At 59.9% G+C, this 15,108-nt stretch carries 10 protein-coding genes and 1 pseudogene; 5 read left to right on the forward strand and 6 right to left on the reverse strand.

The genetic code is table 11. The annotated features are described in order from the left end of the window. The first annotated feature begins 154 nt into the window (after positions 1-154). The 3 genes from M1B34_RS18105 (at position 155) to M1B34_RS18115 (ending at position 1,611) form a co-directional block, all read left to right on the forward strand. The gene (locus M1B34_RS18105; protein WP_268265862.1) at positions 155-943 is read left to right on the forward strand and encodes an MlaA family lipoprotein; all 789 of its coding nucleotides are present in this window, start codon (positions 155-157) and stop codon (positions 941-943) included. Continuing rightward, positions 930-1,214 carry a hypothetical protein gene (locus M1B34_RS18110; RefSeq protein WP_268265863.1) on the forward strand — a complete coding sequence of 95 codons (285 nt, stop codon included), beginning with the start codon at positions 930-932 and terminating at the stop codon, positions 1,212-1,214. Before M1B34_RS18105 ends, M1B34_RS18110 begins: the two co-directional genes overlap by 14 nt. A gap of 142 nt (positions 1,215-1,356) precedes the next feature. Then, positions 1,357-1,611, forward strand: a complete 255-nt coding sequence (locus M1B34_RS18115; RefSeq protein WP_268265864.1) for a hypothetical protein — start codon at positions 1,357-1,359, stop codon at positions 1,609-1,611. A gap of 953 nt (positions 1,612-2,564) precedes the next feature. On the opposite strand, the gene M1B34_RS18120 is transcribed toward M1B34_RS18115, so the two are convergent. The 6 genes from M1B34_RS18120 to M1B34_RS18145 all read right to left on the reverse strand — a co-directional run bounded on the left by M1B34_RS18120 (position 2,565) and on the right by M1B34_RS18145 (position 12,032). Continuing rightward, positions 2,565-3,152 (reverse strand): hypothetical protein, encoded by a 588-nt coding sequence (locus M1B34_RS18120; protein ID WP_268265865.1) that lies wholly within the window; start codon positions 3,150-3,152, stop codon positions 2,565-2,567. After that, positions 3,149-7,336 (reverse strand): RHS repeat-associated core domain-containing protein, encoded by a 4,188-nt coding sequence (locus M1B34_RS18125; RefSeq protein ID WP_268265866.1) that lies wholly within the window; start codon positions 7,334-7,336, stop codon positions 3,149-3,151. Before M1B34_RS18125 ends, M1B34_RS18120 begins: the two co-directional genes overlap by 4 nt. Positions 7,337-7,379: 43 nt before the next feature. Further along, positions 7,380-7,829, reverse strand: a complete 450-nt coding sequence (locus M1B34_RS18130) for a DUF1795 domain-containing protein (RefSeq protein WP_268265867.1) — start codon at positions 7,827-7,829, stop codon at positions 7,380-7,382. A gap of 32 nt (positions 7,830-7,861) precedes the next feature. Continuing rightward, the gene (locus tag M1B34_RS18135; protein ID WP_268265868.1) at positions 7,862-9,817 is read right to left on the reverse strand and encodes a type VI secretion system Vgr family protein; all 1,956 of its coding nucleotides are present in this window, start codon (positions 9,815-9,817) and stop codon (positions 7,862-7,864) included. Positions 9,818-9,905: 88 nt separating this feature from the next. Next, positions 9,906-10,424 (reverse strand): Hcp family type VI secretion system effector, encoded by a 519-nt coding sequence (locus tag M1B34_RS18140; RefSeq protein WP_268265869.1) that lies wholly within the window; start codon positions 10,422-10,424, stop codon positions 9,906-9,908. 480 nt (positions 10,425-10,904) lie between these two features. After that, positions 10,905-12,032 carry an MFS transporter gene (locus tag M1B34_RS18145; protein ID WP_268265870.1) on the reverse strand — a complete coding sequence of 376 codons (1,128 nt, stop codon included), beginning with the start codon at positions 12,030-12,032 and terminating at the stop codon, positions 10,905-10,907. Between the two features lie 101 nt (positions 12,033-12,133). On the opposite strand from M1B34_RS18145, the pseudogene gcvA reads away from it, so the two are divergent. Together gcvA and M1B34_RS18155 are read left to right on the forward strand one after the other, a co-directional pair. Continuing rightward, positions 12,134-13,053 (forward strand): annotated as a pseudogene (gcvA, locus tag M1B34_RS18150) (transcriptional regulator GcvA). Positions 13,054-13,170: 117 nt separating this feature from the next. Then, entirely contained in the window at positions 13,171-15,105 is a 1,935-nt protein-coding gene (locus M1B34_RS18155; RefSeq protein WP_268265871.1) for an alkaline phosphatase D family protein, read from the forward strand. The last annotated feature ends 3 nt before the right edge of the window (positions 15,106-15,108 follow it).

Raw genomic sequence — 15,108 nt, forward strand, 5'->3', positions numbered from 1 at the left:
TAAGGGGTGAAAGAGCGGTTATCTAAAACCATTCGACGCCAGCCGTCATATATTTCAATGCGGTAACAAACCTTCACCCAGGCAATAAAGCAGACATCTTTGCGCAAGCAGCGAATGCCAGCATCGGCCTCCCCTTGATGGAGATCCTTCGCTCATGCCGTTGCTGAAACCTTCCCCCGCCCTGGCCCGCCATGCGGCGCTGGCACTGACCCTGTCCTGGCTCGCCGGCTGCAGCAGCCAGGCCCCCAACGAGCCGCGCCCCTGCACCCCGACCGATACGGTCGTGTACGACCCGGCAGAACGGGTCAACCGTGGCATCTTCGCCTTCAACCGGGTGGTCGATGACTACGCCCTGGCGCCGGTCGCCCGGGGTTATCGCCATCTGCCCGACGTGGTGCAACAGGGTGTGCATAACTTCGCCAGCAACTTTGGCGAACCCAAGGTGTTTATCAACGACCTGCTGCAAGGCAACCCCAAACGCTCGGTCAACACCCTCGGGCGCTTTGCGGTCAACAGCACCGTCGGCGTGCTGGGCCTGATCAATGTCTCCGACCCGCTGGGCATCCCCCGTCACGATGCCGACTTCGGCCAGACCTTTGGCGTGTGGGGCATCGGCAACGGCCCGATCGTCGAACTGCCCCTGCTGGGCACGGCCAACAGCCGCGATGCCAGCGGGCGCGTGCTGAGCTTTTTCTTCGACCCTTTCGGCGACCACAGCGACACCGTACAAACCCTGGGCACCGTGGCCACGGTGGGCGGCGTAATCGACGGCCGCGCCGCCCTGCTGCCGCTCACCGACAGCCTGCAAAACATGCCGGACTACTACAGCGCCCTGCGCAACGTCGTCGCCGAACACCGCGCGGCCTTCGTCGAAGAAGGCAAACAGGGGCTGACCGATCCCGGGAAAAACCGCTGCGAGGGCCCCGACCATGACACCTTCTGAACCCCGCTCGCTGATGCTGCTGCAACAGGTGGCCATGCAAGACGACGCTTGCCTGCACTGTCGAGAAATCAGCCTGGACCTCTCCGAGGACCAGCAGCACCTGATCCTCAGTCGCTACAGCGAACGCTACAGCCCCGACGGCATGGAATGGGTCGAACGCAAACATCAGGTACCGATAGCCGAACTGCTGCGCTGGGTCATCGAAGAAGGCCAGCCGCCGACACTGCTGCAGAGCGACCCGGCGGCCGAACTGAACGTGGCGGCTCACTGAGCCGCGCGGGAGCCTGGGCAGGACCGGATTGAACGAAGCACTGAGAGAGCCGCAGAAGACTTTGCTATCGTACCGACCCCATCCACCCGCCCTGTGCCCAGCGGCTCTCCTGCCCGACACAGGCGTTTGATTGCGATAAGCCATGCCTCTCGAAATCTATGCGCTGCTGTACCTGAAACTGCTCCTGTCCATCTGGGCCGGTGTGTGGGTCATCGTGGTCAAAAAACGCGGCCGCTTCGGACGGCTCCCCGCCAATCTGGCAGGGGCGGTTGCCGGCTTTATCGCGTTTATCGTGGCACTCACCGTATTCCCCACAATGCCGCACAAAACCCCGACCATCAGCAGCCTCTCGACCCCGGCGGCTGCGGTCGAGGTGGTGAAAGAGCGGAGGGTCTGAGTTTGAAGCTTCAACTAGGTCAGAAGTTCGAGTGTCGAGATTCGGGTAGGGTTTGATAGGTTGGTGCAGGGTGGGGCAATAACCAGCCGCAGAGTCGTGACAGTTCAATAGGTTGTAACACCAGCCCAGTCACCCCGCCATGGTACAGCCATTGAAAGCACATGTTCTGCGAAAAAGACCCAAGCCCCAACATTCTAATAGCATAGTGACTTCACCTGTTCCTAAACATTGATCAAAACCATACCGATCTCTAACTATTTAATTAGCCACATTAAACAAACACACCACCTCAGCAATACAATCTTCACTCCTAGACAACACCAAGAAAAATAAAGTGCACCTCATTTACGAAGCATACAAAAGACCTGCTTCATACATCACAACAACAGCTTAACCCCCACTATAAAAACATAGCAAAAAATATAATCCAGATCATAACACCCAATAAAAAATCGAAAACCCGATATTAAATCCGACTTCCCAGAAATCAAAATCCTACTTTAAAAGTAAGTTTATCACCTTTAAAACCAACCAATTTTTTCGCCACAAATCAGCAATCATCCATTAAAAACCTCATCAGCATTACAACGCATCAATCTCAACCTATTACTTACAATACCCCTCAGCTTCTCCAAAACATCACACCAACTTAAACCTGAGGAGATTTTATTCCTCACCAAAAAATCAAAACCGTATAAAGCCCTCACTCATCAAAGTACTTCATACGAAATACATCCACTAAACCACTATGACTACCATTACATAAGAGGACATCTCGCAGCACGCCCTCAACCTACAACGAATCAGAAACTACGCAGAGAATTCTGCCCGAACCCTGCACTAGACCAACAACATACAAAGCATTCCAGCTTAGAATAAAAACTAAATCATCAACCCTTTGTATCTATCACTCAAACAAAGCAAAACTTTATTTTGAAACCTTCATGCTTATCCTAAACCTTAATCAACTCATGAAACTCTAAAAAAGAGTGATCAAAATCAAGCAGTAATATTTTATTTTTTAGCTCTTCTGAGACAACAATATTAAATGCATCCCCCCACTCTCTAAGGCGAAATGCACATAACTCTTTAGGGATTCTCTTATCATCAATAACCGGACTTATAAAAAACCGACCTTTTTTGTACTCCCACTCAGCGGGCTCATAATTTACGGGCCATGGCTCATACTCTGACAATCCCCAATTCACACAATCAATGTGTTTATACAGATGCATCAGTAAATACGTGTGCTGCGTCTCTTCATTTACTATGGGAACAAGCTGAACGCCGGGAACCTTTAATGAATCTATACTGGGTATATTTGAATCAAACATAATAACTCTTGAACCCAACGTATTAACCGGAGAAACCTCACCTCTATCTAATACTTTATAAAATAGATCCTGATGAATCTCCTCCTCCATATTAGATATTGCAATAGCGCTTAGAGCTCCACTTTCACTAGAAAGCTTGGTTTTCGGATTTAAATATCCTTTCCACTTCCGACTTGACACATTTGGATTTAGCTTAAAATACCTCATGGGGATGCCTTTATTAGTATGTCATTTAACCAAGAACCTGGCGTTACTGCTTCAACTCTGAGTTTTTTTAGCTCATCTGTAAAAGCATCGGGCCCACGCTCACTAGCTTGTTCGAGGCGATCAAATATTTTTTGATGCATTCCTTCAGGATGTGGCCCTTTATGGCCGGGGACATCCACTTTATTCAAAGGATCGTTGAGTATATCTTTGCGAGACTTACCATTTCTGAACTGCCCCAAACCGTTTTCTTTAAATAAGTCTCTAAATCTACTAGACCAAACTCTATGTTTATTTGTAGCAATATGGTGAGTCGGAGCACAAGCCGAAAGCCCCCACGGATCAATCCACCCCAACGCATTCGGCGCATACCGATAAAGGTTATCCCCCCCCAACAACCCAATCGGATCCTGGGTGGTAAACCGTCCCACCGCCGGATCGTAGTACCGGAAGGTGTTGTAGTACAGCCCGCTTTCCCGGTCGTGGTACTGCCCTTGAAAGCGCAGGTTCTGCTCCACCAGGTTCGGTGATAACGCTTCCAGCCCGCCCCAGGCTTTGTAGTAGGCGCGCCACACCACGTGCCCTTCGGCGTTGGTCATTTCTTGCGGCGTGCCGATCTGGTCGGTGTGGAAGTAGTAGTACCGGGCGTCTCGTTCCGGCAGTTCGGGGTCGGTGTCGATACGGGCCAGGGGCGCGTAGCTGCCGGGTTCGTAGAGGTACAGGCTGTGGAGTTGCGGCTGCTGTTCCTGAAGCAGGCGCAGGCCTTGCCAGAGGAACCTGATTTCCTCGGCCTGGCCGTCTTGCGTGACGTGTTTGCCGATGCGCCGGCCCAGGGCGTCGTAGTGGTACCGGGCCTCGCTGCGCAGTTTCGAGCCTTGCCAGGTTTCGGTTTTGATCAGGCGGTTTTCACTGTCGTAGTGAAAGCGTTGCATGGCCCCGGTTGCACTGCTTTTTTCGCTGAGGTTGCCCCAGGTGTCGTAGCTGAAACGCAGGTCCTTGAAGGCGACGAGGCGGTTATCAGGCAGGCTTTCAAAGTGCCAACGACCGCTGCCGCTGAGGTTGCCGGCGGGATCGTAGGAGAAGTCCTCGGTCTGCAACTGTGGGTGATCGGGTTGGCGGCTACGCAGTTGGCCACTGGCGTCGTAGGTGAAGTGAGTCACCCCACGCTGTTTATCGGTCACGCGCTGCACTTCGCCGCCTGGGCTGTAGTGGTAGCGACGATGCAGGGCGGTGGCCGGGTGCTGTGGGTGGCCGAGCAGGCTGTCGGTTTTTTCCTGAAGCTGGCTGAGTTGCTCGTGGGGCAGGCGGATTGCGGCCTGCCACACCTTACGGTCCTTGCTGTCGTAACCATAGCGGCTGGTGAGCGCCCCCTGGGTACGCAGGGTTTCGCGGTGCAAGGCGTCACGCTCGAAGTCGCTGATCATCCGACCGTCGAGGTTGATCTGGTGCAGGTGGCCGCTGCCGTAGTGAAGGTAGTTCGCCTGGCGCCCGTCAGGCAGCGTCAAGCCGGTGAGGTTGCCCAACGCGTCGTAGCTGTAGCCGAGGTTGCCGGTGCTGCTGTCTTCACTCAGCAGTTGGCCGGCGGCGTCGTAACTGAACGCCAGGTGATCAAGGCCGACACCACGAGCCTTGCCTGCTGCACTCGGCTGGCGATCCACGGCAATCAGCCGATCGACATCATCGTACTGGTAGTCCAGACGCCCATCGTCGGTGATGCGGCTGAGCAGGCGCCCCGCAGCATCGTGCTCGAAGTATTGCTGGCGGGAGACGTCATTGAAGCCCTGCCGGGAGACTTCCTCCAACTGCGCCAAGGCGCCGCTGAGGGTGTAACGGAAGCGCCGGCGCAGGCCGTCGACCCGCACTTCTTCCTGCAGGCGATCGCTGGCGTCGTAACGGAAGCGATAGGCCGCCTTGTTCTCGTTGAGCAAGGCAATCAGGCGCTGGCAGTTATCGTACTCATAGTGAACCTGCTGCCCTCTCGGGTCCTGGCGTTTGCTCAGCAACCCGCGGGGCGTGCGCGTCACATAGGTGGTGCGCTCGTCGGCATCGGTATGGCTGAGCAGTTGGCCAAGGGCGTTGTAGCTGTAAGCGTCATGACTGCCGTCCGGGTGCTCGACGCGCAGCACTTCACCGTCAGCCTTGCGGATCAGGCGGGTGGTGCGCTCCAGGGCATCCTTGATGCTGAGCAGGTGCAGGTTCTGGTCGTAGGCATAGTGGGTGCGATGACCGGAACAGTCCTGGTACTGCTCGATTTGCCCCAGTGCGTTCCACCACAGGTGCGTGGTGTTGCCCAGCGGGTCGGTGCAGGTGTGGGGCAAGCCGTCGGTGGTGTTGAAGTACTGAGTGACATGCCCCAGCGGATCGACACTATCGAGCAACGTGCCGTTGCTGTCGTAGACCCAACTCTGGGTGCTGCCGTCCGGGCGCTGGATGCTGGTGATCAGGCTGGTGTTGAGGTGGTAGCTGTAGCAGGTGCTGCGGCCCAGCGGGTCGACTTCCTCGACCAGGCGCGCGAAGTCGTCGTAGACGAAGGCCAGTGAATTGCCGTCCGGCAACTCCAGGCGCGTCATGTTACCTGCGTCGTCCAGCTCGAACCGGTAGTGCTCGCCACCGAAGTCACGGCAGGCCGTTACCCGACGGCCATCGTTGTAGTGAATCAGCGCGACACGGTTGAGCACGTCACGGATTTCGGTTTGCTGCTGGGCCAGGTCGTAGTGGAAATGGTAACGCTCACCGTCACTGGTCCAGTGCTCGACCACGCGGGGCTGATGATCGTCGAAGCGGGTCGACCAACGATACTGACAAACCAGCCCCAGGGCATTTTCGTGGGCGACCATGCGCCCCTGCTCGTAGGCAAACTGGCGCACTCGATCGCCATTGCGATTGATCACCTGCTGGAGTTGCCCATCGGCGTCGTACTGGTAGTGAACCAGGGTTTCCACAGGCCGGTTGTCCACCACCCTTTCCACCCGACTCAGGCGCCGTTCATGGCGCTCGTAGCACAGGTGCAGACGAATGCCGCCGCTGGCACAGATATCACTCAGGCGTGCTTGGCCGTCGTAGTGGAAGCTCAGGAAATGCCCGAGTGCATTCTCGATACGGCGCAGTGGCGAGGGTTGGCCACTGTCGGCCAACTCACCGAAATAGAAGAAGGTGTTGTCGGGCGTCTGAATCAGGTAATGCCCGCCTTCGGAGCACACCAGGAACAGTTGCTCGCTGGCCAGGAAAAACCGCTCCCCCGGCTCCAGCACGGGCAGGTTAAGGTCGCGCCCCTGGTTGTCGCGCAGGTACAACTGACCCTCTTGCAGACGCAGGCTTTGCTCCCACGGCAGCACCCAGCCGCGCCCCAGCAGCCCTTCGTGATGAATATCGCTGGCATAGAAACGCGCCCAGACAATCGGCATCAGGCCGGGAAGATCAAAGTCGGTTTCGCTTTCTTCCAAGAGCAATTTGCGCCCGCTGATCCCATCCACCGGGTTGCCAAACAGTGCCCCGGCGACGCGCCCGACGGCTGGGCCTATAACGAACTGTCCAGCCAGTTCGCCCACCACAAAAGTGCTGGCGAAACGCATGGCGCAGGGGGCCACAGCTTTGAGCCCGACCTGGCTGGCCTTGAACAGAAGCTGCCCAACGCCACCGACAAGGCCGGCAACGACCATGGCGACCTCCACCGTGTCGCGTATGATTTTCGGTACTTCGTCGTCGATCGGCAGGTACTGTTCCTTTTCAGCGCCGATAAACACGTTCTCCGAACCGCTGTCGATCACACTGCCGCAGGTCAGCTTGTCGCCCTTGCGGGCCGCTGGCAGGCCGTTGATAAAGACCTTGGCCGAGCCCTCTGCAACCATCGGCGGCACCGGGTGTTTTGTGCAGAGCCCGACACTGCCCTGGACAAAGGCCGCCTTCAGGCCATTGATAAACACATCGCTGGAACCACTGGTAATCCCTCCGGCGGGCGCCTTACTCATTCGCCCTATGCCCTCCCCCGCCATCACCAGCCCTGAACCGGCAGCGCCCGCAACCACCCCAATCAGCAAGGGCAACAACACGGCCCCGGCTCCGCAGGTCGCAACGACAAAAATCGAGGCGGCAGCCACCAGCGCCAATCCCAGCGCGGCGCCCACCAAAAAACCTACGAGAGCGTTGGTGTGCGCAATCTCGTCGTCAAAACGTGCTGCTTCAAACATGCGTGACATCCATGTCATGCCGACTGTTTAGGGCCGGAAATCCTTAAGGGGTGGCGGGGTTGGAGGGATGGGCTCGAAAACTCGCCAGCACCTCCAGCCACAGCTGATTCAGCTGGGCGTCAAACGGCATTTGGCTGGTGGCGGTAAACACCAGTACCCGTTCAGGGGCGATGACAAAAGCCGACTGGCGCTGATACACCGGGCGCCCATCGCTCTGGTAATGGGCATCGACTTGCCGACCCGGGATCGGTGAGCTGGCCGAGAGCTCGACCTCGAGGAGGCTCTGGCGCTGGTACTTGCGCAGCTTGGCGGCGATCATGCTGACCTGGCGCTCGACGTAGTCGGACAAGGCTTCGCCGGGCAGTGTGGTGTCCCGTGAAATCGTCAGGCTGAACGGGGCCGGCAAAGTCACGCCCGGGACAAACATGTTGACGCTGCGGTCGTGAAAACCGACCGGCAGGGTGAGCGTGCCTTCTTGAATCAGGTAGTCCATTGGCGATGTGCCCTCAGGTTGGAACAGCAGGTTTAGGAAGCCGGCTGGGGTGGGTTGGAGAAGACGCCTTGCACCTGGCTGTCGATGCTGCCCTTGGCCCCATCGGCACCCGGAGCCGTGCCCGCTGCCCCGCCCGGCATGTTGATATTGAGATTGCCGCCGGTATTGATCTCGGCGTCGCCGGTGACCGAGAAATTGAACGCGGTGCCGTAGAGGTTGATCTCGCCGCTGGCATTCATTTCGATCACGCTCTGGCCACACACCAGGCGCAGTTGGCTGCCCGCCTCCATCAGGTACTGGGTGCCGACGCTGTCGCGCTTGGCGCCGCCGACTTGCAGGGTGTCGTTGACCTTGACCGTCCTCAGGCGGTTCTGGCCGATAGTGACGGTTTCGTTCTGCCCCACGGAGTGAGCACGGTCGACACCCACCCAGTGGGTCTCGTTGTTGCCGACGCTGCAATCCTGGTCGCGCTGCGCGTGGATGTAGATCTGCTCGCGCCCGGCCCGGTCTTCCACCCGCACTTCATTGGAGCCTGCGCCCCCCAGGCTGCTGTTGGTCTTGAACACGCTGCGGGTCTTGTTCTCGGGCAGCGGATAAGGCACCGGGGTGATTTTGTTCGGCACACAACCGGTGATCAGCGGTTGGTCGGGGTCGCCCTCAAGGAAGGTGACAAACACCTCCATGCCGATCCGTGGAATCACCACCTGGCCAAACCCCGGGCCCGCCCAACTGGACGCCACCCGCACCCAGCAACTGCTGGTTTCGTCGAAACGGCCCTCACGGTCCCAATGGAACTGGACCTTGACCCGGCCATACTGATCGCAATGGATTTCTTCACCGGCTGGGCCGGTCACCCTCGCCGTCTGGCTGGCCAATACGGGTTTTCGTGCTGGCATCGGCGGGCGGTAAAAAGTGTCCCAGGGGATGGCGGAAAAGGTGTTGCGATAGCCCTGCACAAAACCGTCTTCGAGCTTCACATCGCTGGTGACTGATTCCTCCAGCACTTGTGGCTGCAAGCCCTGGTGAGCGACTTCGGTGATCAGCCAGAGATCATTCCAGGCCATGCGCGGGTGCTTGGCCAAGGTCAGGAAATGCCCGCTGACCAGGGCCGGCTCGTCGCTGTGACCCTTGACCAGGCGGTAGTCGGCACGGTGCCGCTCCAGCGCGCGCTGGCTCAGCACCTTGCCGCGATCACGGCGATTGAATGCCCCGGGGTAGTCGTAGTCTTCCAGGTCAGGCTGCGGGGCCTGATTTTCCGATTGGTACTTTGACTCCAGCAGCATGCTCGGCTTTTCAAAGTCATAGTCACGGCGCGTGGTACGGCCGGTACGCGCCTCGACCCGCAGGTCAAAACCCTTGATCACCGGCCGGTCGGCAACCATTCCGCTACCGGCCTGATACTCCGTCGCTTGCGGCAGTTGGGGAAACACCGTCTGGTCATCCCCGAACATCAGCACATGCCCAGCCTGGCTATGGCGATGGTGGTAGTGAATACCCTCTTCGCTGCACAGGCGTTGCACGAACTGCAGGTCGGATTCGTCGTACTGCACACAGTAGTCCCGCTCCGGGTAATCCATGCCCAGGTGGAACTGGTAGGCATCGCTGAGGATGCCGTGCTCTTCCAGAATCTGCGCGATGATCCGGTTGACCGGCAAGTGCTGGAAGATGCGTTGGTTGATTCGGTGGCTCAGGTAAGCCAGGTGGGGAACCAGGGTCAGGCTGTAACGGGTCAGGCGCTTGCCGCTGGCACCCTGCTCCGCACGGTGAATGATCCCGTGAATGCCCTCGCCCCGGTCGCTAAAGGCCAGGAAGGCGGGTTTATGCAGCAAGCTCTCAAGGTCCACTTCATGTCGCTCGCTGACCAACTCCACATCGAAGGCATAGAGCGTGCTGATCGCTTCCTTGCCCACAAAGGAGAGCACTTGAAAATCATGCTGGAGCCCCTCGACGACCAGGCTGAAATGGGTCTGGTTGGCTGAACTGAACAATCCCTGTTCCTCTGTGTAAGTGCGTCAGAAGCGAAAAAAGCACATGGACCGACGCGGCAGGTCCATGTGCTGTGACGATCGACCCGCCTTAGCCGGCGACCGGGGTGCGCCAGTCATCGGAACCGGAAGTACCGGAGACTTCGTGGGTCCAGGTGATCTTGCGGTAGGTGAAATGCACGTCTTCCAGGTGGGTGAAGTGCGAGTTCGATGGGTCTTGGCAGTTGTGCATGTAGTCCTTGATGTCAACGATGATTGCGTCTTCAAGGGTGGTGGTGAAGTAGTGCTCTTGGGTGCCGGCAGCGGACGTGCGGTACCAGTGGATAACGATTTCGGTCAGGCGCTCGCCGGAGGTCAGGGCGCCCAGCAGCAGGGGCGAAGCCTTGTCGAAGACCTTGGTGATGACCACCGGCTTGTGTACGCGCTGACCGGTCGGCTGGCCGGATTGCGGATCACGGGGAATGATCACTTCGTGCTGGAAGCCCTGGACCATGACCTGGTCTTCGTGGCCTTCCTGATAAGTGTTGCCCACCGAGTCGGCGGTGAAGGCGCCAGCAGTGATCAGGCCTTGTTTGGTGCCGGTAACGGACATGTACGCGGGTGTAGCCATGGGTGCGTTCCTTGCTAAAAGTGAGAATAACCAATGGGCAACATTGCCCAATGGCTACCCAAAGCTATGTCAAGGAACGTGCCAGGAATCGTCATAACCAAGCGGGCCGGGACCTTCAGCGCGATTCCGGGTATTTTCAGACCGGCGCAACCGCACAACCCATTGGAAAGTGCGCAAGAAGTTGCGCAGTACTGTGCAAGAAGTTGCGCAGTCGTCTACAACGCTGGCAATACCTGCCTTACAGCGATGTATACACAAACTTATCCACATTGAAGTGCGCAAGAAGTTGCGCACTTGCCCTGAGCTCGTACCACGACAACTGACGCCCGCAAAACAGCCATCAATGCCTCTCACTCTGCCCGAGCGGTGTACCGATAAGGGCGTGGACCGGGAGGTTCGATCAACAGCTGGGTGCGGATTTTTTCGCCGGCTATTGGCTCACCCTGCGACCCTGGCGCTGCAGTTTTTGGCGTGTGCCGCTTACCCGCGCACCCGGGCCTCCCGACAGGCCAACGCACTCACCGCCAGGCACCCCGCCGCCAGTGAATACACCCACACCGTGGACGCCACCGGCAGGAGCAGCCCGGCGATCAGCGGGCCGATGCCCGCGCCGATGTCGCGCCATACGGCGTTGGCCGCCAAGGCTCGGACGCGTCCAGGGCCTGGGTGCCGTTGGGCCACAACGGTCACCACCAACGGCAGTTGCAGGGCCCGCAGCACCAACACCAGGGCACCGCCAACGATCAGCCAGTGGCAACCAAAACCCACCAGGGCCACGCAGGTGAGCAGGGAGAAGACGATGAGCATGCGGGTCGCGCCCCAGCGTTGGGCAGCGAGGCCGCCCAGGGGGCTGAGGAGCATTTCTGAGAGGTAGCGCAGGGCGAGCAGGCCTCCGGCCACGAGTACGGCGTTGCCGGCCATGAGTTGTTCGGCCAGCAGCGACAGGCCAATGATGAACAGGCCGTCCAGCACCAGCCCTTCGACAAAGGACCACATGGCGACGCTGTCGGGACGCTGGAAGCGCCGGGGAGAGGTGGCCAGGGGATGAGCTTTGTTCGGCAGCGCAAGGGCCAGATACACCGCGATCAATGACGTCAGGGCCATCAGGAAGAAGATCACCCGGGGGCCGTATTCAACACTGACCAGGGCGCCGAGGGGCAAGGCCAGCATCGGGCCGGTGGCGATCAGTGCCCGGGAGCGGCCGGTACGCCGGGCCGCGCCGTCAGGTTCGGCGGTGGCCATGACTTGGGTCGAAAGGTTGAGGGCGGCGTAAGTCAGGCCCCACCCCAGGCGCAACAGCAGCAGCCACCAGAAGCCGGACAACGTGGCGTAGCCCAGGGCGCACAGGGCCGCCGTAGCAGCGGCCAGCACGCAGATCGGGCGATCACCGTGCCGGGCGTAGAAGCCCATGACGTGGCTGTAGCCGAAAATCCGCACCAGGCGGTTGGCCGCCAGCAACAAGCCGGCTTCGGCCAGGGTCACGCCGAAGGCTTCGTGCTGCATGGGCAGCAGCAGGTAGAGCAAGGTGTCGCCGGGCAGGCACAGGCCCAGGATCGAGGCGGCGCGGGCGGAGTGTTTATCGGTGGTGCGGGCGTGGGTATCAGGCATGGCGGGCAAACCGGCAGGTCACAAACGGCCTCCAGCCTGACCGTCGACAGCGGCGCTGACAAACACTTTAATTGCGCCGTATAGGTGACTAAATTAGACCCATGATCAATGACCTCCCGCCCCTGAATGCCGTCCGCGCCTTTGCCGCCGCCGCTCGCCACGAGAGCTTCAGCGCGCGGCTGAAGAACTGCATGTGAGCCACAGCGCGGTAAGCCGCCATATCAAGTTGCTGGAAGAACACCTCGGGGTCTTGCTGTTCGAGCGGCGCATTCGCCAATCGTTGCTGACGCCCGCCGGGCAGGCCTTCTATGAACAGGTCAGCGTGGCCCTGACCCAAATCGCCAACGCCGCCACGTCCCTGCGCCGGGGCGCGAAGCTGCGCAAAGTGATCATCAATGTGCGGCCGTCCTTTGCCGTGCGCTGGCTGATCCCACGGTTACCGCAGTTCATGGCGCTGTACCCGGAGATTCAGCCGGAGGTGGTGACCAGCACCCTGGCTCCCGACCCGGCCAGGGAAACCTTCGACCTGGTGATTCGCCGGGGTCGCTCAGGCTGGTCGGCGGCGCTGCAGCCCCAGCGCTTGCTGGAGGATGAAATCCTGGTGGTGGCGGCGCCGTCGCTGTTGCAGGCCACTGCGCTGAACACCCCCAAGGACCTGGCCCGGCATACGTTGCTGAACAGCCGCACCCGCGCCAGTGACTGGCAGAAATGGCTGGAGCATTGCGCCCTGAAGCCGCTGCGCCATCCACCGACGCTGCATTTCGACCACATGCACTTCGTGCTCCAGGCCTGTGTCGATGGGTTGGGGTTGGCGCTGTGCCCCGCCTCGCTACTGGCCAAGGACCTGGCCAGCGGTCGCCTGGTCTGCCCCTTGCCCGAGTTGCGCCAACCCCTGACCCGCTATTACTACGGGGTGGCCGGTGATGCCACGCCCGAAGCCCAAGTGTTTATCCGATGGATGCTGGCGCAGATCGAGAAAGATGCGCAAGACAACCGACCCCAGGCGCATCGCAGAGGATGACCAGCCCCCACAAATAATCCGATACAAATGTGCCGATTCAGGGCCTTTAACCGACATTTCTTCGACATTGGCTGGAGTAATATCGCCGCCTCTCTTTGCCGTAAAAGCCCGACTGCGATGCCCTTGACCACACCTGCCTGCCACGACCTGCCTCCCGTTCTCGCCGGCCCGCTGTTGCGGCGCCTGGAGCCGACGCGATTGGTGCTCTGGCTGGTGGGCTCCGAGCCACTGCAACTGACCCTGCGCTTGCGCCTGGCCGACCACGGGGCCGACCTTGATATCGCCCTGGATGCCCGCCAATGCCAGGTGGTCGCGGTCGGCCGGCATGCCTTTATCCATCTGATCGATGTGGCCCTGGACTGCGCCCTGCCCCAGGACGTGGCGATTGCCTATGACGTGCTGATCCAGCAAAGCAATGGCACCACGGCCGGCATCGCGCAGTGGGCGCCCCACCTGGTGTACGGCGATGCGCAATGCCCGACGTTCGTGCTGCACAGCCGTATCGAGCAACTGGTCCACGGCTCCTGCCGCAAGCCACACCACCCGGCGGCGGATGGCCTGCTGTGTGTCGATCGCCTGCTGGCCGAAGCGCCCGAGCCAGGGCAACGCCCGGCGCTGCTGATGATGAGCGGCGACCAAGTGTATGCCGACGATGTCGCCGGGCCGATGCTGCGGGCCATTCACGAACTGATCGAGCGCCTGGGCTTGTTCAACGAATGCCTGGACGGCGCCGTGGTGGCCGACAGCGCCGCGCTCTATCAGCACCGCGCCAGCTATTACCATCGCGCCGAATTGCTGCCCGCCCTGAAGAGCAACGAAACCCTGCGCGAGCGTTTTTTCGGCGGGGTGAAAAAACCCATTTTCACCAGCAGCAGCGCCGACAATCACTTGGTCACCCTGGCTGAAGTGTTGGCCATGTATTTGCTGGTGTGGTCGCCGCTGCCCTGGACCCTGATCGCCCCGCAGCCGCCGCAACTGGCACCCGAAGAACAACAGCGCTACGCCCGCGAACAACAGCAGATCGACGTCTTCGTCTCTGGGCTGGGCAAGGTGGCCCGGGTCTTCGCCCATGTCTCGTGCCTGATGATCTTCGACGACCACGACATCACCGATGACTGGAACCTCAGCGCCCAGTGGGAAGAAACCGCCTACGGCCACCCCTTCTCCAAGCGCATCATCGGCAACGCTTTGCTGGCTTACCTGCTCTGCCAGGGCTGGGGCAACAACCCGGATGTGTTCACCCAGGTGCTGGAGCGCACCCAGGCCCTGAGCGCGGCCGCGCCGGGTCGCGACGGCTACCTGGACAGCCCGGCGCTGGACGGGTTGATCGACGAACTGCTGCGCTTCCAGAACTGGCAATACGTGCTGCCCAGCACCCCGGCGCTGGTGGTGCTGGACACCCGCACCCGGCGCTGGCGCAGCGAGTCCAACCTGGGCCAACCCTCGGGCCTGCTGGACTGGGAGGCCCTGTGCGAACTGCAACATGAACTGCTGGATCACCCCTCGGCGATCATCGTGTCACCGGCGCCGATCTTCGGCGTCAAGCTGATCGAGACCATACAAAAGGTCTTCAGTTGGTGCGGCTACCCGCTGTTGGTGGACGCGGAAAACTGGATGGCCCATCGCGGTTCGGCCCAGGTGATCCTGAACATCTTCCGCCACTCGCGAACCCCGGGCAGCTACGTGATTCTGTCCGGCGACGTGCATTATTCCTTTGTCTACGAAGTGCTGATCCGTCACCGCCAGGGCGGCCCGCGCATCTGGCAGATCACCAGCAGCGGCATCAAGAACGAATTCCCCGACACCCTGCTGGAATGGTTCGACCGCCTCAACCGCTGGCTCTATTCGCCACGCTCGCCCTTGAACTGGTTCACCAAACGCCGCTTGATGCGGGTCATCCCCCATGTGCCGGAGCATGCCGAGGCCGGTGAGCGGCTGTGGAACTCGGCGGGCATCGGCCAGGTGTTTTTCAACGACCAGGGCCAGCCGCGGGCGATCTACCAACTCAACGCCGATGGCTCGCCAGCCACCCGCATGCAAGCCCCGGACTGAGCC

Origin of the sequence: Pseudomonas morbosilactucae (assembly GCF_023241715.1) — a bacterium.
Classification (GTDB): Bacteria; Pseudomonadota; Gammaproteobacteria; order Pseudomonadales; family Pseudomonadaceae; genus Aquipseudomonas; species Aquipseudomonas morbosilactucae.